Below are 17,808 nucleotides of genomic sequence, written 5' to 3'. Positions count from 1 at the left end.
CGACTGCGCCGAACCAGGGGGAAGGCCATCCTGGAGGCTTTCGCCCACCACTGCGTGATCAGGCCCGCGCGTGGCGGCACGTTGATCCTCTGTGCCCGATGATGGCTATGCGTGATCCTGTCCACCAGCCCTGCAGGCACGACGATTTCGGCCTGTTCTGGACAGTGTTCGTCCTGACCCGTCCGCTCGGTGCGACTGCGGGTGACTACCTGAGCGAGCTGGAATCCAAAGGCGGCCTCGGGTACGGCACGGTCGGCTCCTCCATCGTCCTTGCGTCGGTCCTATCGGGTTAGTACGGGGCGCAGCCGGCTGGTGCGGAGTCGTTCGACGACCGGGGCGCCGTAGCGGCGGCCGAGGAGGACGGTCGGGGCGGCAATGGCGGTGCCGACCAGGGCGGCGGTGATGACGTCGTGGGGGTAGTGGGCGCCGACGTAGACGCGGGAAGCGGCCATCAGCACGGCGAGGACGAGAGCCAGTGCGCCGAGGCGCCGGTGGATGAGCAGCAGCGCGGTGGCGGCGGCGAAGGCGACGGTGGTGTGGTTGCTGGGGAAGGCGTAGTCGTTCAGCGGTGGGCAGGCTTCGACGAGGAAGTCGTGCGGCAGGGCGCGGCAGGGGCGCGGTTCGACGAAGACTTCCTTGATGCCGGAGTTGACGACGTAGGCGAGGACGACGGCGATGCCGCCCGCCAGCGACGCGGCCATCGCGGCGGCATCGGCACGGCGGGCCATCCACCAACCGGCGAGCAGGGCCACGACGAACAGCGCCGCTCCGTAGCTGGTGAAGGCCAGCATCGGGGCGTTGAGCCAGTGGGTGTCGCGGGCGAAGTCGGTGACGGTGGTGTACCAGCCGCCGTCGATGGCTGCGCCGTCCAGGGCCTGGAACGAGGTTGCGGTCACGAGGATGCCTTTGCAGGGGGAGGCGGGCGCCGGGGCTGCTCGCCAGGCGCGGGAGGGCATGGCACACTCGGGGGCGCCAGCAGCTTCTACAGTCACGTAGACGTTCTACGCGACTGTAGATGATGAACGGAAGGTAGCCAAATCATGAATGACGACGGCGCGGCGACCCCGGCAGCCGGACGGCGCCCCAACGGCGCTCTGGAGGCCGAGGTGCTGGCGATCCTGCAGGCCGCCGAGGAGGCGCTGACCCCCGCGCAGGCGGCTGAGCGCCTCGGCGGCGGACTGTCGTACAGCACGGTGGTGACGATCCTCTCCCGGCTGCACGCCAAGGGCGTCCTGGAGCGCGCCCCTCGCGGCCGGGCCTACGCCTACGCCCCCGTGACCGATGCACCGGGCCTGGCCGCACGCCAGATGCACAAGGTCCTGGGGAGCAAACCGGATCGAGAGAAGGTCCTGACCCGGTTCGTCGACGATCTGTCCGCCGACGACGAGCAGTTGCTGCGCCGCTTGCTCGGCGCCGAACTCGACCCCGGCCAGTAGGGACCGCCCCCGGATGCGCCTCGCCGTCTATCTGCCGCTGCTCTTCACTGCCTTGGCCGCACTCGCTGTCCGGCCGCTGACGGAGCGGCTGGAACCGCGACTGGCCACCTGGATCCTCGCCGTCGGAGCGGTCGTCCTGGCCCTCGGCAGCACCACGGTCCTCGGGCTGCTCGTACTGGCCGCAGTGGTCCGGATCCCGCCTGTCGCCGCCTTGGGCGGGTACTCGCTCCAGGTGATGCAACGCCACGATCCCACCACCCGGGCGGTTGGGCTGCTCGCCGCCGTACTCCTCGGCGCCGCGGCGACGGCTGCGACCCGCATGGTGTGGCGGCGCGTGCGGGCATTGTTCAACGCGGCCCTGGAAGCAGCCTGCTTTCCCGGCACGAACCGATTGGTCGTCCTCGACGAACCGGCCGCCGACGCCTTCGCCATGCCCGGGCTGCCCGGCCGCATCGTTGTTTCCACCGGCATGCTCACCGCCTTGGACGACGGCGAGCGCGCAGTCCTGCTCGCCCACGAATGCGCCCATCTACGCGGCCACCACTACCTGTTCACCGCCGCCGTTCAGTTGGCAGCCGCAGCCAATCCACTGCTGCGCCCGGCAGCCACGGCTGTGACCTACACGGTGGAGCGGTGGGCCGACGAACACGCCGCCAGGGTGATCGGCGACCGCCGTCGCGTCGCCCGCACCGTGGGTAAGGCAGCCCTGGCAGCCCGGAGCGGTGCGAGCCGCAGCCGCTTGCCGGGCGCGGCGCTGGGACTGCTCGGCCGGGACCGCAAGCGGACCGCCGCTGGACCGGTGCCCCGCCGCGTTGCCGCCCTGCTCGCCCCTGCCCCGCGCAATCGGGCTGTGGTGCTGCTGGGCGTTGTGGCGGTGCTGGCGGCAACGGCGTTGTGCACGCTGGAGGCGGCCCAGGATCTGCACGAATTGCTGGAACTGGCCAAGGGCGGTTGACCCGGGGCCGGGAATCCGGTCAACGGCATCAAGAACGCAGACCGCTCCGGTCCAGTGGATTGGGGCTGGTCTTCAGCGGCTTGTGGGCGGCCTGGCGGCGGGCCATGTGGATTCCTTGGAGGTCGTCGGTGTCCGGGGTTGTCGATGCCGGGTGTTCAGGAGGCGGGGTCGAGGAGGGAGTCGAAGGCGGTGGGGAGTGTCTTCCACGCCTCGGGTCCTGAGGCGTATTCGGCGTCGGTGAGCAGGCAGAACTCCAGGAGTTGTTCCAGGCCGTGCCGGTCGAGGCCGGGGGAGGTGAAGACGAGGTGCTGGCAGCAGTCACCGTGTTCCGGGTGCCAGTCGAGTGAGGCGGCCGCTCTGCGCATCGGCGGCACCATCTCCCAGGCGGCATCCGGGAGAGCGGCCAGCCAGGGTCCGACGCTTTCCACGGATAGTGCGCCGCCTGCGGCGTCCCAGGCCAGCAGGGTGTTCGGGCGGTCAGCGAGCCAGAAGCGGCCCCTGCTGCGGGCGGCGGCGCAGCAGAGGTCCTCCAGTGCCTGGTGGAGCCGTTCGGGGTGGAAGGGCCGGCGGCGGTGCCAGACGAAGGTGCTGACTCCTGCCTCCTCCGCTTCCTGGGGCAGTAGGGCGCAGGCGGGATGTTGGGCGGCGGCCGCGGTTTCCACGTCGAAGCCGGCGAAGGCCAGCTGGGCCAGTTCCCCGGATCCGGCGGGCACCTGGCGGGCGCGGTCGGATGGAGTTGGGCGAGGACGGCGCGGTCCTCGTCGTCTGCTGCTGCGCCGTCGACGAGGGCGAGGACGGGTGCGTACTCCAGCTGCCGTGCCCAGGTGTCTCCGACGGTCCGCTGGTCGGTCGGGGCCGCGGCCAGGCCCACCTCGGCCAGGTCGTCGCCGTTGACGAGGTAGGACAGCACGAGCGCGGGGTCGACCGCGGTGATCACGCCGGTGAGGTCGAGTACGTCACTGCCGTGTGCGACGACCTCGGCCATGGCCTGGGGCTCGACGGAGTCCCACAGCTCGACGATGGCCAGCCGGGTCATGCTGCTGTCGGCCAGCCGTTCCAGCTCGGGCAGCAGGTCTTCGCGCAGCGCGCAGCAGGCGCAGTCGTTGACCAGCGGGGTCTCGTCCCGGGACAGTTCGCCCGAAGCGTCACGCATCAGGCGCCGGACCGTGCCCGTGGCCGCTGTGGCCAGGTCGTGGTGGAGTGCGACGCTGCCCGGCACGGTGTGCAGCAGGCGGTCCACGACCTGCCTGCGGGCGTCGGCGTGGAGCCCTCCGACGATGACGACCGGCAGGGTCATGACGTCCTCCCGTAACGGCGCTCGAAGCGCTCGACGCGGCCGGCGGTGTCCAGGACGCGGGCGGTACCGGTGTAGAAGGGGTGACTCCGCGAGGAGATCTCGACGTCGACGACGGGATAGGTGTTGCCGTCCTCCCAGTCGACCGTCTTGTCCCTGGTGGCGGTGGAGCGGGTGGGGAAGGCGAAATTCGCGGCCTTGTCGCGGAAGACGACGGGGCCGTAGGCGGGGTGGATTCCGGGCTTCATGGAGGTGTCCTTCGAGCTGCGGTGGCGGTGGTGGGTCAGCGTTCTTCGCGGAAGTCGACGTGCCGGCGCACCACCGGATCGAACTTGCGCAGCACCAGGCGGTCCGGGTCGTTCCGGCGGTTCTTGCGGGTGACGTACGTGTAGCCGGTGTCGGCGGTGGAGCGGAGCTTGATGATCGGGCGTACCTCGTTGCGTGCCATGCCGCTACTATACGGGAATGGGAATCGTTTTCAATAAACGATTCGGTTCAGAGAGAGGCAGGTCGCACCTTGTCCGCCCACTGCCAACTGACCGGGGCCCAGCCGGGCTTCGGCAACACCATCTCCCACTCGCACCGGCGCACCTCCCGCCGCTTCGACCCCAACATCCAGCGCAAGCGATACTGGCTGCCCGGCGAGGGCCGGTATGTCCGCCTGACCTTGAGCGCGAGGGCGATCAAGACCGTCGACGTGATCGGCGTTGAGGCTGCCGTTGCCCGGATCCGCGCCCGAGGGGTGAAGGTCTGATGGCGAAGAAGAGCAAGATCGCACAGAACGAGAAGCGCAAGGCGATCGTCGAGCGGTACGCGGCCCGGCGTGCCGAGCTGAAGGAGGTCGTGCGGCGTCCGTCCTCCACACAGGCCGAGCGCCATGCCGCTTCGGCAGAGCTGCGCAACCAGCCCCCTAATGCCAGCGCGACCCGTGTACGGAACCGGGACAGCGTGGACGGCCGGCCGCGTGGGCATCTACGGAAGTTCGGGCTCTCCCGGATCCGCATGTGTGAGCAGGCGCACGATGGTCACCTCCCGGGAGTCACCAAGTCGTCCTGGTAGGGCCTGAATCCTTGGCGAGCGCGCGTGGCCCCACGTCCCCGGTGGGGCGTGGGGCCACGCGCGGTCCGGGCTTGCTGTACGCCTCGGATTGACCGCGACGAAAGCGACAAGGCGAAGGCCCGGCAGAGTGCCGGGCCGGGAAGGACGGATATCGATACCGGGCTGGGCAGTGCCGTGGCTGCGACCACTGCCCAGCCCGGAGTCTTCAGGTCTGCGGCACCGGCTCCAGGTGCTCGTCCTCGCAGGTCTCTTCAATACCGAAGGTGTCCCAGGCAGGGAACGGGTCGCCCGGCGGCAGCGTCTCTCCGTCGGCCATCAGGCAGTCGGCCACGGCTGCTTGCAGGGCTTCGACGCGCAGCCCGGTGCCGATGAAGACCAGCCCCTGGCCCTGGGTGGTCTCCGCGTCGCGGGCGCCGGAGCGCTCAAAGCGGGCCACTGACCCAGCCTGTGACCACGGGCCCGTCACGTGAGGGCGGGTGGCCAGCCAGAAGAAGCCCTTGGAGCGCAGGACCTATCCGTAGGTTCCGCTGTCTGCAGGAGCTCAGACGGCTCGGGCATCACAAAGAGGTCACCGTGCGGCGGGCCGGGCACTGGACGGCGGGCGGTACCGAGATGGGACGCCGCCCGCCGACGCGGCTCGTGGCCCCACCGCACCGCATGCGCCCGGAGCGGGCCGTTAGACAAACGGCCCGGCATCACCCAATCGTGTGGCGTCCCACGTGAGTTAAGGGCACGGTGGGGCCTATCGATGTGGCCGCACCGCATCGCGCGCGGCCACATCGTCAACTGCACCAGGGGTCTAGTAGTACATGCCCCAGTTCTGCGTGGCCGGCACGTTGCTGGCACAAGACCAAAGGGTCATGTACGTGCCGTTGGAAGTGCCATTGCCGTATCCGGTAATGCACTTGTTCCCGTAGGTGGTAAAAGTGTTCGTCCGCAGGTCGACCCTGTCACCAACGCTGAAGGTCTGAGCCGCGTTGCGGTAGCTGCCGCAATCCCACAAGGTCAGCACGGCACCATTCGTGGCATACGCATTGCCCCGGGGCGTCACGCACTTGCCGCTGGACAGGTTCCTGATGAACCCGTCCTCGACGTACCACTTCTGGATGTCGCTGCCCGTGCAGTCCCAGAACGTGAGAGCGGTTCCATTAGCGGTGCTATTGCCCTCTGGAGTGGCGCACTTGACACCGCCGCCTGGGTAGTTGATGAGATAGCCCGTGGCAGATATGTACGCCTGCGCAGAGGTCGCGTTGACCATCATGCATGCGAAAAGCATCGCGGCCAATGTCGCGAGAGTTTTGGTCGTGTTCTTCACTGAAAATCCTTCGAAGTCTTGATTTCTACAGAGGATGCAAGCGGAGAAGGCGCACTCAGGTAGGTAGCAGGCATACGAATGCAGGACAGGCGTGGGCCCGTCCTGGTCGCACCGACCTAACTCGCGTGACTCGGCACCGACGCTCCGAAGAGCCGCCTCCGGCTCCACCCCGAGCCGCTGAACACGGCAGAGACCGTGAAGCATTTCCCCGTTTGGTGACATCCCCCGATGTGCTGCCGCCCCATTGCATGAAGCGCCGGGCGGCTCTCGATTTGACAGAGGCTAGGGTGCCTGATCAAGGCCTACGCGTCAAATGATGGCTTGCCGTGGAGCGCCAGCAGTCCCACCCGCTAAGTGAGTTACCCGCTTCAAACACGGCGGCCACCCACTCCGCTTGGCCGACTTGACGGTATCGCTGGGAGCGCTGTGACAAGCCTGTGTCGATGTACCTGGAACCCCACTTTGCGAGGGTTCCAGGGTCCAAAAGGCGGATTTCGGGGTCGGGGCCGCCTCACGAGGGCCGATCGCGGCCGTCCAGTAGGCGATCGACCCGGCCGGTGGCCCGCTGCGCCTCCTCGTCCGCCGCGCGACGCACCTCAACGGCCTGCTGAACGGCCGCGAGCCCGGCAGTAATTTCCACAGCCCCAACTGCCCTGGGCCTGGGCCTTGTCAACGTCACCAGACGCACCCCTTCCGCCCGCACTCGAGACGATTCGTGCGATGACCGCCAGCCTCAGGCACCGGCTTCGCCACGAAGCATCCAACGGTCACTGCGGTGGCTGCCCAGATGAGCGCAGTGTTCGATGCTGCCGACCACCCGACCGGCAACATGCACCTGCGAAAGAAGTAGCGAACCTTTCGTGATCGCTCTCAACGTTCCTGCCGCAACGGATCTCCGTTCAGCGCCGCGGTGGCGGCCTTCACCTGGGCCTGCAGGGCGGTCTTGATCTGTGCCATAGCGGCGGCGTTCTCGGCGATCGCCTGCTTCTGGTAGGCGAAGTCGACGATGTACCAGACGCCGACCAGGTTCGCCTTGTGCCGACACTTCGCGTCGGCCGTTGCCACCTGGATCTCATGCGGCGTGGGCATGGGGGTGTCCGACCACTTCTTGTCGCCCATCGCGGCCACGGGGTCCGGGTAGCTGAAGCCGCTTCCCTTCATGCACTGCGACCATTGAGCGAAAACCGTCCGGGTCCGGACGTCGTGCTGGGAGTTCAGCAGCGTGCCGAACTTGAGGTCCTCCGCGAGCTGCGCATCGCCCACTCTGCCGTCCACGGCGCCGGTCAGTTCCTTGACGGTCTCCCCGACGCAGCCGTGGTTCGGCACGGTCCGGCCGTTGATGACCTGCCCGCCGGGACCGAACTTCTGCGTCATGTCGGACGAACCCCGCAGAGCGGCCGTCATCTGCTGGCTGAGCTGCGGCCTGGGGGGCGCCGAGCTCGTGCCCACGTCGCCGCCCTCCAAGTGATAGCCCCACTTCGCCATCACGGTGGCGTTCTGCGGCCCGTAACGGCCGTCCCTTCGGGTGGTCGGGGCATCGCTACCGCGCCTCGGCTGAAGCGGTGCCGAGTGCGGGTAACTGAATCCGAAGCGTGCCATACACCTCGCGCCAAGCCGTGCCTGCGCCTTCTCGACCGTGAACATCTGCTCCGGATTGAACAGATAGGAGTCCAGGGGCAGCGGCAGATTGTTTGCCGAATCCAGCACGGGCGTGGCGGACACCGGGGGCGGAACCACGACCCGGGTCGGTGCGTCGGTGCCGCGCTCCGAGTCCGCGACGGCGCCCGTGCAGCCGACCAGCAGCAGCGGCAGGGCGACAAGGAGGACGGTGGAGCGACGCGGGCGGCTGAGCACAGGCGTGATCTCTCTCGGTTCGGCGAGACAGGCAGGTGTGGATGGCGGAAGCAGGTTGGGCTGCAGTGATCTCCGGCCAGTGCGAATGGTCGGAGATCACTGTCGCTTCTCAGACGGGGGCAGCTCCGGCTCAGCCGAAGAAGCCGGCCGCGTTGTTGTTCTTCATCTGCGCGTTGAGGTCCCTGAATCCGTAGTCCGGGATGGTCTGGCAGGCATAGCTGCAGTTGCGGTCGCCGCTGCTGTAATAAACGGTGAAGGCGCCGGCGTACCAGCTGTCGACCGATGCGGCGTGGTTCTTGACGGAGACGCCGGCACCATTGGTTCCGTAGGCGCTCTCGCCGAACTGGTAGCCCGCGTAGTTCGATATGTTCGACGACTGGTGGAAGACGGCCCCGTAGCCGTTGCTGCTGGAGTTGAAGTACAGGCAGACGTAAGGGCCCCCCTGGCAGTCGGCCAGGGTGGAGGCCGAGGCCATGCCGGTGGTCGCCAGGCCCGCGGTCAGAACGGTGCCGGCCAGGGCGGCGGCGGCGAGGATCTTCCGTATGCGCATTGTCGTGCCTTTCCTGACGCCGGCACATCCGGCGTCGTGGATCATGCTAGGGCGTATCGGGAGTTGTGATCGTCATCCTTCGACCGTGGACCGGCTAAGCCCCCTGACCGGTTCGCGAGTTGCGGTGTTGGGTGGTGGTGCCCGCATTCCCTTTGGGTCATGGGCTCATGGTCGGCCGCGGGGGCGACTTCGCGGTGTGCCGACACCATCCGTGGCAGGACCACGGCGTACGGGCCGTGGGGAGCCGGCTCCCCAGGAAAAGATCTTGCAAAATTCTGCAGCACGACTGTAGCTTGGCCCAGCTCACCCTCGCGTGCGGTTGCACGCGTCCCCTGCAGAGCCGGGGACGCGAAGCAGGGGAACACCATTCCAGTACCGGTGCAGCCGGGCCGGGCGTGCGGGGACAGACCGCAGGCACTGCCTTCCTGTGCCGGTTTCTCATGAACGAGGAACGTATGCGCAAGATTGCTTCGCTTCTGACCATAGCCCTGGCCCTGTGCGGTCTTTCCGCCCTTTCCGCCGCCCCCGCCAGTGCCTCCGTCAGCCACTGGGGCGTCGTTTCCAACGACTGGTCAGTCATCACCGACTGCATGACCCCGGAAGGCAACGGGACGTCCAACGGCACCAAGATCACCACCTGGGACTGCACGGGCAGCAACCTGCAGCAGTGGGGCTGGGACCGTAACCACTTGGTGCACAAGGTCAGCGGCAAGTGCCTCACCCCCTCGGGCAATGGAAGCGGTGTCAATGGTGCCGTCCTGACTCTGTGGACCTGCGACTACTCCTACGGATCTCCGCAGGAGTTCTCCTCCACCAAGGACCACACCTTCACCCTCTTCGGTGGCAAGTGCATCACCAACTACGGTGGCAACATGGCCAGCGGAACGTGGCTCACCCTGTGGTCCTGCGCCCCGGATCTGCCCCGCGAGCAGAACTGGAGCGGCTACTACATCTAGGAGAGCCGCAGCACACCACATGCCGGGTGGCGCCCCCGAAGGCGCCACCCGGCACGCACGAGACAAGCTGCTGGGCCGGTCGGCATCTACACCAACCCAGTCCACGTGATCGCCTATGACGACTCATCATGGCGGCGCGTGTGGAACGAGACATGACCCGACTGGAGGAGTGGGGCGCGCTCGCTTACGGTGCCGCTGCGGTGGCCAGCCCCAGGGGAGGAGGGGCCGGTCACCGCAGCTCCATCGTGCGGTCAGTTCGGTGGAGCTCCGGTGTCACCGGTGACCGGAGCCGGTGGTCCCCGCGGACCTACTGCTGTCCGTCGCCACCATCCGCGCCGGTTGTGGCGCCGGTGGCGGAACCAGCACCCGCATCAGTACCGTGCGCGTCACCCGTACCGGCACCCGCACTTGAACCCGCACTGGCGTCGTTGCCGTTGGCGTCACCGCCACCAGTAGCGTTGCCGGAACCAGCACTCGCGCCGGTGCCGTTCGCGTTGTCGCCACCGGCGGCGTTCCCGTTCGCGTCACCACCACCGGCCGCGCTGCCGCTGCCACCGGCGTCGCCCGCTCCGATGACGGCTCCGGTGGCCGCGAGCGCGGCCGTGACCGGCTGGAAGAAGGTCTCGCCGCCCTGCTGGCAGTCACCGCTGCCGCCCGAGGTCAGCCCCACGGCCGCGTCACCGGCGAACATCGGGCCTCCGCTGTCACCGGGCTCCGCGCACACGTCGGTCTGGATGAGTCCGTTGACGATGTCGCCGTTGCCGTAGTTGACCGTGGCGTTGAGACCGGTGACGGTGCCGTCCTTGAGACCCGTTCTGCTGCCGGATCGCTGCACCTTCATGCCCACGGCCGCGTCCACGGCCTGGGTGATCTGCTGGGTGCTGCCGTTGTGGAGGTCGACCGCGCTGGACGGCTTCGTGGTCGGGTCGTCGTACGTCACCAGGGCGAAGTCGGTTTTGGGGAACCGGGAGTCCGCGACGGTGCCCAGCGGCTGACTACCTGCCTGATCGGCCGCCCAGGTCTTCGATTCGTTGCCGCAGTGGCCTGCTGTGATGAAGGCGGGCGCTCCCTGCACGGTGACGTTGAATCCCAGTGAGCACTGCGCTCGGCCACCGAAGATGGCGGAGCCGCCGATAGCTCCCGTCGCGGTGTTCGCGCCGCCCGCCTGGCCTCCCGCCCCTCCCGCCGCAGGGGAGCCACCGCCGGCCGCTGGGGGGTTGCCGCCGGCCGAGCCTTGGCGGCGGCCGCCCGCGTCGTAGAGTGTGAACTCGCCCGAAGTCCGTTTGACGCTCACCAGACCGGCCAGCCGGTCCGTGGCCCGTGTCAGGGTGGCCATCTTCGTGCCGGTCACCGTCCGGTCGGCGAGGACCACGATCTGGTTGGTCTTCGGGTCGATGGACCAGGCGGTGCCGGGTATCGAGGCGGTGTCGCTCAAGGTGCGAACGCCGTCGCGCAGTGCGGGCATGGTGTTCCGCACGACCTTGGCGATGGCCCCCTGGGACTGGACCCGCCGGGCGTCGTCGTTGCTCAGTACGTTCACGACCAGGTGGCTGGTGGGGGTGTCCAGGTACCAGCCCGCTGTCCTGCCGCCGAGGTCCGTGTCGAGGGATGCCGCGAGCATCGCGGCCGACTGCGAGGAGAACGTCTCGGGGGGTTGTGGCGTGTTGGTACTCGCGTTGGCGTGGGGAAGCAGGATCGCCACCCCGGCGACAACTGCCGCCACGGCGCCGGTGATGGCGCCGGTCCGCTTGTTCACATGTCGGTGGCTCAACTCAAGGACCTCCAGCTGGATCACGCGGGAAGCACACGGGCGTCCGCCCTGGCGTTTCCTTCAACACCTGTGCACGCTTGCCACCCAGTGGTACGTCGCTGCGTGTGGGTCGGCCTCACGGCCACTCAAACTGTGATGAATTCCGGCACATGCCACAGTGAGCACCTACCCTCCGCCGATTCGTTTCGCGCGCGGAAGAGTTGACCGGCGTTCGTGATCGTTTCGCCGGGCCTCCCGGTCCCCGGAGCAGGGCGGGACGCCGCGACGCTTCCGACGGTGTGAGCGGGCGGCAAGCGTCCACGGGAGCCACCGCCGTGGGCCGCGTCGGGGCGGGTTCGTTGTGACCCGGACGGCCGGTTCCATCGGATGGGGGTTCAACTGCCCTCTCCCGGCGCCCGGCCACGGAGCCGATCGCGGTGGGACCGCCGGGTACGGAGTTGATGCTGCCGTTGTCGGCGGGGGTCAGCCCCAGCCGGGGGAAGCGGTTGAGGAAGTGGTAGCCCACAACCAAGCGCACCGGTGAGTTGTTCGTGGTCCCGTCGATGTACGGCCGGTCGCCCGCGGTTTTCAGGGCCACCACCAGGGCTCAGGACGCCGGCACACCCGCGGACACGGCGTTCCGTCGGGGCGTTCGCCATTGCGGTGTCGCGGTGAGGCGCCGAAGGCTGGAACGTCGCGGTGGCGCTCCGGGTCATCGCGTCGACTGCGGACGCGCACACTCCGTTACGGCGTGGCGGCGGCCCAGCGGCTGGGCCTGTGCGGGCATGTCCGTTGCCGGGATGTCGGCGATCATTGTCCGGTGGGGCGGGAGGAGAGGGGCGGGCGGAACTGGGGGCCGTAATTCCCCGGGGTACCGGGGATACCGATCTCCATCAATTCGACGGCTGGGGTCTCCAGTCCCCGCATGGCGTGGACGGCCGCGCGCAGGGCGCTGGGGTCGCCGCCATCCCACGCTGTTTCGAGGGTGTCGAGCACGGCGTGGTAAGTGGTGTCGAAGTGGTCGAGGAGTCGCCGGACCAGCACTGACGCGTGGGGCCAGCCGCCGGCTGGGACCGTGGCCATGGGACGGGTGTCGGGGAAGGGCACGGGCGCGCCGGTGAACTGCCTGCTTGCGCCGACCTTGAGCAGCCGCCGTCCGTGGTAGATCTCACCGAAGGCGTAGTAGTGCGCCGGGTGGTCGTCGCCGAAGGACTCATCCGGGGAGGTGATCGTGCCCTCGCCCTGCTCCTTGATGACTTCGAGGCAGCGTTCGACGTCATCGAGGTTCTCGACCGGCTTCAGCACGGCGGAGCCGATGTGTTCGGACAGCTGCCCCCGCGCCGACAGTTCCGGTGCCGCCTGTCGGAACGCCTGCTGCAGGGTGGAGTAGAAGTCAGCAACGCTCGGCGAGGTGGCCCTGCTGCGGGTGAGCGGAGCGTCGGGGGCCTCAATCGCCATCATCACGTCGTGGACGACGGACTTGGTCAGGCCCGACAAATAGACGTTCACTCCGGCGCGCACGCCGCCGGGTAGCGGGCCGGGGTAGGTGGGGGCGGCGTCGCTGATCCGGGGCCGCCCGCCCACAGCCACCAGGAGGTTGCAGACCACTCCCAGGTGGTACATCTCGTCGCCGACGATCCGCCGGATCAGACGCGCGACCTCGCTGCCGCGGTCCTTGACCGACCACCAGCCGCACAGATACGGCGGGATAGTGGAGAGTTCGAGTTCCACCGCAACCTGAAGGGCCTGCCTGAGCCAGCCGACGTCGCGGCCGATGGCGGGAACAGCCATCAGACGCGCGACAGACCCGAACGGTGCGGCCTGCGGCGGCCCGGCCGCGTGCGCGGCTGCGGCGGGCCCGGCCAGCGAGACCGGCGCGGCCGCCAGGGCTGCCGCCGCCACGAAACTCCTGCGCTTGAACGGGGAAGCCTCCGGTTTGTCCGGGTCGCTCGTTGTACCTGTCACCGTGGTCTCCGCTCGTCGCGGTGGGCCCCGCCTGCTCCTGGGGCTCCTCGGGTCTTCCGAAGGTTCGCGAAGCTAGCAGCGGTTGTCCCCGTTCCCGAGGTGCGGGATCCGCGCGGTGCAATTGCCACCCGTTCGGCCCAGACGAGGCGAAGCCGCACCCTTGCGGGGGAGGTCCGCAGCAACCCCTTGCGAACCCGCGGGCTGGGGGTGCGCGGGCCCTATCGTCGGGCCTGCCCGGCCACACCACGGGCCATTTAGTCGACAACGCCGCCAACACGACTCTCGCTCTTCTTCGGCAAGATGGCCGATCGACTCGACCACCGGCTTGTTGAAGGGTGCGGTTGGCGCGGAGGAGCGCGTTGATGCCGGTGGATTCGGTGAAGGTGAGGTGGGGGAGGCCGGGTGAGCAGCGGTCGTTCCGGGGCCGGCCCCGGAGTACCGGGACGTCCGGGGCCGGCTCGCTGTCACCGCTGGAACGGGCTCGGCTCCCAGGCTTGTCCGCCGATCGGGTGGACCACAGCGGCCGGCCCTTCACCGCGCTGATGCGGAACGGCGTGCCGTGGCCGAGGTCGACGGGGAGCGTCCCCTTCCGGTCGCCGCTGGACCACTCCAGCTCCAGGTACCAGGACACGTCGTGGGCGGTGGTCCGGGCGGTGATCTCGATGACCTCCGGGTCGCCCTCGCTCACCTTCAGCGGCAGGCCGGTGCTGCCCTCGGTCACGACCGGCCGCGGGCGGGCCGCGTCGAGATCGAGGTCGTAGGAATGGACGTCGACTCCGCCGCCGCAGCCCTCGCCCATGGAATAGGCGTTCCAGGCGAGGGGAGCCGCGATCCGGGCGACCCGGACGTTGAGGCCCGACAGCACCACGGTGTCCCTGCTCGTGCCCTGCACGACGATCTCGATCGACAGGTAGGGGCCGGGAACCGCGCCGAGCCGGGAGACCCAGCCCGCCACGTCCGGCACCTGGGGCGGTCGAGGGACTTCGGACGGCGGGCGGTCGACCAGGTACTGATCGCACGGGGTGTCCCACCCGGAAGGCTTGACCGAAACCTTGATCGGAGCGCTCGTGTCCGTCCCGCCGCTCGGCCCCGGCGAGCCCGCGCCCGCGCCCGGGCCCGCGCCGGCGGAGGCGAGCGCGGGGGAGGACGACGACGAGTCGAGGCCGCCCGCGGCCGGAGATCCGGAGGACGACCCGCCGGCCGTGGCCCGCCCAGGATCGGTGTCACTGCCGGTGGCCGACTCCAGCCCCGTAGCGACCGCCCCGATGGTGGCCAGCACCACGGCGACCGCCGCCGCGGCCAGCATCCCCCGGTGGCGGACCCGCCACCGCAGCGGCACCGCCCGGGGGACAGGGTCCGGTTCGGCGCGGGCGGCGGGGACCGGTCCGGCCTCATCACCTCTCCCGTCCGGTGTCGCCTGCGCCTCCGGCCCCGCCTGTGCCTCCGCCTGTGCCTCCGTCGGACCCGTCGCCCCCGTCGGACCCGTCGGACCCGTCGGACTGGACGGTTCGGACCCGGATGACGTCCTGGTCCCTCGCGCCGCGTGGACGACGACCCACAGCCGATACAGCTCGACGAGCTCTTGCGGCGTCGCTCTGCACAGCCGCGCGAGGTGGTCCAGCGGGGCGAACTCCGTCGGCACCACTTCGCCGGTGCAGTAGCGGTGGAGCGTCGAGGTGCTCAGATGCAGCTTCTTCGCCAGCGCGCCGTAACTGAGCCCCGACCGGCTCTTCAGCTCCCCGAGCAGCAGCGCGATCTCGTCCCGCTCCTTCAACTCCCCGAACCCCTCTGGCACCGTTCCTCCACCCCGCTCTTGCGTCCCGCAATGATCGCGCCCCGCCGTCCCCGGCCGACATCGGCGGTCGGGTTCGGCGGTCGGGTTCGGTGCTCGGGTTCGGCGCTGTCGCGTCCCCCTGCGGTCGGACCACCGTGAAGCGATCTCCGGGGCAGAAGCACGCCCGCTCACGCTCCCGCGGTTCCCGCCGCCGGGCACGCCGTTCCTGCGTCCCATTAACGCGTCCCAGGAAGGTTACGTCTTCCCAGCTCAAAGCAGGTAAAGGCGTCCCTGCGTCCCAGATCGGACGCCGGCCGTTGCTGCTGGGACGAAGCGGCCGACAAGCTTTCGGTGATCACCGAAAAGGAGCAACAACAGTGAGCACTGTTCAGGCGGCCCGGCGCGCGATACGTACCGGCGACCGATTCCACCGCGGCGCGGTGGCTCTGACGATGGGCGGCATCCTGCTGATGACCGCGGCCTGCGGCAACCCCCACGGCGAGGGCGCCGAGGCCTCCCGTGCGACGGACACCGCTGCAGCAGGCGGCCCGGCCGCCACGACCACAGGCGGGGCTGTGCCGAAGACGTCGGCCGCGGTGCTGGACGTCGAGCCGAAGGACGGCGCCCAGGGCGTCGCCCCGAACGCGCTTCGGGTGTCGGTCTCCCACGGGAGGCTCACCACCGTGGACGTGACCGACAAGAACGGCAAGCCCGTGCCCGGCTCGCTCACCCCGGACGGCACCGGCTGGAAGCCCGCCGCCGCGCTCGCACCCGGCACGGCGTACACGGTGAACGCCCAGGCGACGGACGCCGACGGCCTCGTGGCCGCCGCCACCACCGCGTTCACCACACGCACGCCCGGCAGGCAGGTCTCCACGAACGACAACATCGGCGACGGCCGGACCTACGGCGTGGGCATGATCGTCAAGGTGGAGTTCAGCAAGAAGATCGTGAACAAGGACGCCGTCGCCAAGGGCATCACCTTCGCGACCGACAACGGCACCGAGGTGAAGGGCCACTGGTTCGGCGACGACCGGCTGGACTTCCGCCCGGCCGAGTACTGGAAGCCGGGCACCAAGGTCACCATCCACTACCGACTGAAGAACGTCGAGGTCTCACCGGGCGTCTACGGCGACGTGGACAAGGACGAGCCGTTCACCATCGGCCGGTCGCAGGTGTCCACCGCGAACGCCGCCACGCACCAGCTCACGATCGTCCGGGACGGCAAGGCCACCACCGTGCCCGCCACGCTCGGCGACGAGAAGCACCCGTCGTGGAGCGGCACGATGGTGATCATGTCCAAGGAGAAGGTCACCCACATGAACTCCCGGACCGTCGGACTCGGCGACGAGTACGACATCCCCGCCGTCCCGCACGCGATGCGGCTGACCAGCAGCGGCACCTACCTCCACGGCAACTACTGGTACAAGGGCGACCGTTCGGCAAGGCCAACACCAGCCACGGCTGCGTCTCGCTCAAGGACGTGGAGGGCGGCAGCGACAACTCCGCCGCGGGCGCGTTCTTCAACAGCTCGCTGATCGGCGACGTGGTCAAGGTCGTGCACTCGAAGGAGAAGGCGGTCGCCCCCGACAACGGGCTCGGCGGCTGGAACCTCCCCTGGGCGAACTGGTAGACCCGCCCGCCTGCCCGCCTGCCCGCCTGCCCGCCTGCCCGCCTGCCCGCCTGCCCGCCTGCTGGCCCGCTCGACCGCTCGATCGCACCGCCCGTGACGGTCAGTCGTGGTCGCCGGCGAAGGGTCCCTCGTCGACGAAGCGGCGCAGGAGGCGGGCGAAGGTGCGGGCGTCGGCCTGCGGCCAGCTGGCGAGTGAGTCCTCGATGGCGTCCGCGAGTCGCTGCCGGGTGACGGCCACGACGGCGCGGCCGTCGTCGGTGAGGGTGAGCAGGGTGGCGCGGCTGTCGTCCGGGTCCGGGTGGCGCTCGAGGAGCCCGAACCGCTCCAGGCGGTCGGCGCGCCGGCTGACGGTGGTGCGGTCCAGTCCGACCTCGCGGCCGAGGTCGGCGGCGCTGCACGGGCCGGTGCGGGCCAGGCCGCTGAGGACCGGGTAGGTGAGGTCGTCAACCGCCTCCTCCAGGCCGTCGGTGAGGCGGGTATGGAGACGGGTGCGGGTGCTGCGCCGCAGGAGCAGCCCGAGGGTCTGGGCGATGTCGTCGCCGGTCGTGTTCGTCACCGCTTCAGAATAGCGTGCGCGAAGCACGCTTTCCCCGTACAGTCATAAGCGTGCTCGAAGCACGCATCTCTCGTGCATCTCTTGTGCTCGCCTTGCGGGCCACTACCACCACACCGGAGGAAATCCCATGAACCGCACCGACATCCGCGCCGCCCTCACCGACCTGCTCCTCACCCCGGGCCTGGATCTGGACGAGGCCGCCGAGCGGCACTTCGCCCCCGACTACCGCCAGCGCACCGACGGCAGCTGGGCGGATCGCACCGAATTCCTCGCCCATATCGCCCACCTGCGCACGGTCGTGGCCGGCGGCTCGGTCGAGGTCCACGACGAACTCGCGGACGGCGACCGGTACGCCGACCGCCACACCATGGAGGTCGTGAAGACGGACGGCTCCACGGTCCGCATGGAGGTCTACGTGTTCGGCGAGTTCGCGCCCGACGGCCGCTTCCGCCGGATCGAGGAGACCACCTTGCTGCTCGCAGGCTCCGAGGCCGACCGCGACCTCGGCAGCGCCCGCTGACCCCCCTCGTGCCGATCCCCGTCGTGTCGATCCCCGTCGTGCCGATCCCCGGCGTCGGAAGGCTCAGACGCCGACCGCAACCCCGCCGCCGCCCCCGCCCGGCCCTGCTCATTCCCTCACCTTCAAGGACACTGTCATGAAGCAGCTGCTGTTCCCGGACAACACCCAGTTCTGGTACGAGACCCTGCGGT

19 protein-coding genes and 3 pseudogenes are annotated in these 17,808 nt (G+C 69.3%); 10 read left to right on the top strand and 12 right to left on the bottom strand.

The genetic code is table 11. The features are described from left to right. Positions 1–98 precede the first annotated feature (98 nt). Positions 99–293, top strand: a complete 195-nt coding sequence (locus tag C6N31_RS34385; protein WP_138352771.1) for a hypothetical protein — start codon at positions 99–101, stop codon at positions 291–293. Here C6N31_RS34385 and C6N31_RS34380 read toward each other — a convergent pair. Continuing rightward, positions 282–896: a phosphatase PAP2 family protein gene (locus C6N31_RS34380; protein WP_307811579.1), complete on the bottom strand. Its 615-nt coding sequence runs from the start codon at positions 894–896 to the stop codon at positions 282–284. The two genes, C6N31_RS34385 and C6N31_RS34380, sit on opposite strands and share 12 nt — an antisense overlap. 144 nt (positions 897–1,040) lie before the next feature. Between C6N31_RS34380 and C6N31_RS34375 the strand changes: the two genes are divergently transcribed. Together C6N31_RS34375 and C6N31_RS34370 are read left to right on the top strand one after the other, a co-directional pair. Beyond that, on the top strand, positions 1,041–1,436 hold the full coding sequence (locus C6N31_RS34375) for a BlaI/MecI/CopY family transcriptional regulator (RefSeq protein ID WP_138352772.1): 396 nt from the start codon (positions 1,041–1,043) through the stop codon (positions 1,434–1,436). 13 nt (positions 1,437–1,449) lie between these two features. Then, positions 1,450–2,391, top strand: a complete 942-nt coding sequence (locus C6N31_RS34370; RefSeq protein WP_198358987.1) for a M56 family metallopeptidase — start codon at positions 1,450–1,452, stop codon at positions 2,389–2,391. A gap of 155 nt (positions 2,392–2,546) precedes the next feature. Here C6N31_RS34370 and C6N31_RS34365 read toward each other — a convergent pair. The 3 genes and pseudogenes from C6N31_RS34365 to rpmG form a co-directional block, all read right to left on the bottom strand. Next, a pseudogene (locus C6N31_RS34365) lies at positions 2,547–3,688 on the bottom strand (CobW family GTP-binding protein). After that, complete coding sequence (locus tag C6N31_RS34360) at positions 3,685–3,933, bottom strand: type B 50S ribosomal protein L31 (RefSeq protein WP_138352775.1); 249 nt, start codon at positions 3,931–3,933, stop codon at positions 3,685–3,687. Before C6N31_RS34360 ends, C6N31_RS34365 begins: the two are co-directional and overlap by 4 nt. A 35-nt stretch (positions 3,934–3,968) precedes the next feature. Continuing rightward, positions 3,969–4,133: a 50S ribosomal protein L33 gene (gene rpmG, locus C6N31_RS34355; RefSeq protein ID WP_138352776.1), complete on the bottom strand. Its 165-nt coding sequence runs from the start codon at positions 4,131–4,133 to the stop codon at positions 3,969–3,971. 69 nt (positions 4,134–4,202) lie between these two features. Here rpmG and rpmB point away from each other — a divergent pair, with 69 nt between their 5' ends. After that, positions 4,203–4,439 carry a 50S ribosomal protein L28 gene (gene rpmB / locus C6N31_RS34350; RefSeq protein WP_138352777.1) on the top strand — a complete coding sequence of 79 codons (237 nt, stop codon included), beginning with the start codon at positions 4,203–4,205 and terminating at the stop codon, positions 4,437–4,439. After that, positions 4,439–4,744 carry a 30S ribosomal protein S14 gene (gene rpsN, locus C6N31_RS34345; RefSeq protein ID WP_138352778.1) on the top strand — a complete coding sequence of 102 codons (306 nt, stop codon included), beginning with the start codon at positions 4,439–4,441 and terminating at the stop codon, positions 4,742–4,744. Before rpmB ends, rpsN begins: the two co-directional genes overlap by 1 nt. 205 nt (positions 4,745–4,949) lie before the next feature. On the opposite strand, the pseudogene C6N31_RS34340 reads toward rpsN, so the two are convergent. The 4 genes and pseudogenes from C6N31_RS34340 to C6N31_RS34325 form a co-directional block, all read right to left on the bottom strand. Next, a pseudogene (locus C6N31_RS34340) lies at positions 4,950–5,276 on the bottom strand (GTP-binding protein); the annotation flags it as partial. A 267-nt stretch (positions 5,277–5,543) separates the two neighbouring features. Next, positions 5,544–6,059: an RICIN domain-containing protein gene (locus C6N31_RS34335; protein WP_187145112.1), complete on the bottom strand. Its 516-nt coding sequence runs from the start codon at positions 6,057–6,059 to the stop codon at positions 5,544–5,546. 870 nt (positions 6,060–6,929) lie between these two features. Then, the gene (locus tag C6N31_RS34330; RefSeq protein ID WP_187145113.1) at positions 6,930–7,781 is read right to left on the bottom strand and encodes a hypothetical protein; all 852 of its coding nucleotides are present in this window, start codon (positions 7,779–7,781) and stop codon (positions 6,930–6,932) included. Between the two features lie 262 nt (positions 7,782–8,043). Continuing rightward, positions 8,044–8,463 carry a hypothetical protein gene (locus tag C6N31_RS34325; protein ID WP_138352782.1) on the bottom strand — a complete coding sequence of 140 codons (420 nt, stop codon included), beginning with the start codon at positions 8,461–8,463 and terminating at the stop codon, positions 8,044–8,046. 455 nt (positions 8,464–8,918) lie between these two features. Here C6N31_RS34325 and C6N31_RS34320 point away from each other — a divergent pair, with 455 nt between their 5' ends. Continuing rightward, the gene (locus C6N31_RS34320; RefSeq protein WP_187145114.1) at positions 8,919–9,419 is read left to right on the top strand and encodes an RICIN domain-containing protein; all 501 of its coding nucleotides are present in this window, start codon (positions 8,919–8,921) and stop codon (positions 9,417–9,419) included. A 307-nt stretch (positions 9,420–9,726) separates the two neighbouring features. Here the strand turns inward: C6N31_RS34320 and C6N31_RS34315 are convergent, their stop codons facing one another. After that, the gene (locus tag C6N31_RS34315) at positions 9,727–11,214 is read right to left on the bottom strand and encodes a S1 family peptidase (protein WP_307811578.1); all 1,488 of its coding nucleotides are present in this window, start codon (positions 11,212–11,214) and stop codon (positions 9,727–9,729) included. Between the two features lie 765 nt (positions 11,215–11,979). Then, positions 11,980–13,134 (bottom strand): ferritin-like domain-containing protein, encoded by a 1,155-nt coding sequence (locus tag C6N31_RS34310; RefSeq protein WP_307811577.1) that lies wholly within the window; start codon positions 13,132–13,134, stop codon positions 11,980–11,982. A gap of 1,040 nt (positions 13,135–14,174) precedes the next feature. On the opposite strand from C6N31_RS34310, the gene C6N31_RS44485 reads away from it, so the two are divergent. Then, complete coding sequence (locus C6N31_RS44485; protein ID WP_232486014.1) at positions 14,175–14,795, top strand: hypothetical protein; 621 nt, start codon at positions 14,175–14,177, stop codon at positions 14,793–14,795. On the opposite strand, the pseudogene C6N31_RS44480 reads toward C6N31_RS44485, so the two are convergent. Beyond that, a pseudogene (locus tag C6N31_RS44480) lies at positions 14,765–15,145 on the bottom strand (helix-turn-helix domain-containing protein); the annotation flags it as partial. The gene C6N31_RS44485 and the pseudogene C6N31_RS44480 sit on opposite strands and share 31 nt — an antisense overlap. Positions 15,146–15,285: 140 nt before the next feature. Here C6N31_RS44480 and C6N31_RS34300 point away from each other — a divergent pair. Further along, on the top strand, positions 15,286–16,446 hold the full coding sequence (locus C6N31_RS34300) for a L,D-transpeptidase (RefSeq protein WP_269288847.1): 1,161 nt from the start codon (positions 15,286–15,288) through the stop codon (positions 16,444–16,446). Then, the gene (locus C6N31_RS44475; protein WP_232486013.1) at positions 16,392–16,541 is read left to right on the top strand and encodes a hypothetical protein; all 150 of its coding nucleotides are present in this window, start codon (positions 16,392–16,394) and stop codon (positions 16,539–16,541) included. Before C6N31_RS34300 ends, C6N31_RS44475 begins: the two co-directional genes overlap by 55 nt. Before the next feature lie 100 nt (positions 16,542–16,641). Here the strand turns inward: C6N31_RS44475 and C6N31_RS34295 are convergent, their stop codons facing one another. After that, the gene (locus tag C6N31_RS34295; protein ID WP_138352786.1) at positions 16,642–17,097 is read right to left on the bottom strand and encodes a MarR family winged helix-turn-helix transcriptional regulator; all 456 of its coding nucleotides are present in this window, start codon (positions 17,095–17,097) and stop codon (positions 16,642–16,644) included. A 127-nt stretch (positions 17,098–17,224) separates the two neighbouring features. On the opposite strand from C6N31_RS34295, the gene C6N31_RS34290 reads away from it, so the two are divergent. Beyond that, the gene (locus C6N31_RS34290) at positions 17,225–17,617 is read left to right on the top strand and encodes a nuclear transport factor 2 family protein (RefSeq protein WP_138352787.1); all 393 of its coding nucleotides are present in this window, start codon (positions 17,225–17,227) and stop codon (positions 17,615–17,617) included. The last annotated feature ends 191 nt before the right edge of the window (positions 17,618–17,808 follow it).

Origin of the sequence: Streptomyces fildesensis, from assembly GCF_016107395.1 — a bacterium.
Lineage (GTDB): Bacteria > Actinomycetota > Actinomycetes > Streptomycetales > Streptomycetaceae > Actinacidiphila > Actinacidiphila fildesensis.
This window is presented reverse-complemented; position numbering and strand designations above follow the sequence as displayed.

What these genes read in the sequence shown, in the direction of transcription:
- C6N31_RS34385 (WP_138352771.1), top strand. Translation starts at nt 99, where the DNA reads ATGATGGCTATGCGTGATCCTGTCCACCAGCCCTGCAGGCACGACGAT.
- C6N31_RS34375 (WP_138352772.1), top strand. Translation starts at nt 1,041, where the DNA reads ATGAATGACGACGGCGCGGCGACCCCGGCAGCCGGACGGCGCCCCAAC.
- C6N31_RS34370 (WP_198358987.1), top strand. Translation starts at nt 1,450, where the DNA reads ATGCGCCTCGCCGTCTATCTGCCGCTGCTCTTCACTGCCTTGGCCGCA.
- C6N31_RS34360 (WP_138352775.1), bottom strand. Translation starts at nt 3,933, where the DNA reads ATGAAGCCCGGAATCCACCCCGCCTACGGCCCCGTCGTCTTCCGCGAC.
- rpmG (WP_138352776.1), bottom strand. Translation starts at nt 4,133, where the DNA reads ATGGCACGCAACGAGGTACGCCCGATCATCAAGCTCCGCTCCACCGCC.
- rpsN (WP_138352778.1), top strand. Translation starts at nt 4,439, where the DNA reads ATGGCGAAGAAGAGCAAGATCGCACAGAACGAGAAGCGCAAGGCGATC.
- C6N31_RS34325 (WP_138352782.1), bottom strand. Translation starts at nt 8,463, where the DNA reads ATGCGCATACGGAAGATCCTCGCCGCCGCCGCCCTGGCCGGCACCGTT.
- C6N31_RS34320 (WP_187145114.1), top strand. Translation starts at nt 8,919, where the DNA reads ATGCGCAAGATTGCTTCGCTTCTGACCATAGCCCTGGCCCTGTGCGGT.
- C6N31_RS34290 (WP_138352787.1), top strand. Translation starts at nt 17,225, where the DNA reads ATGAACCGCACCGACATCCGCGCCGCCCTCACCGACCTGCTCCTCACC.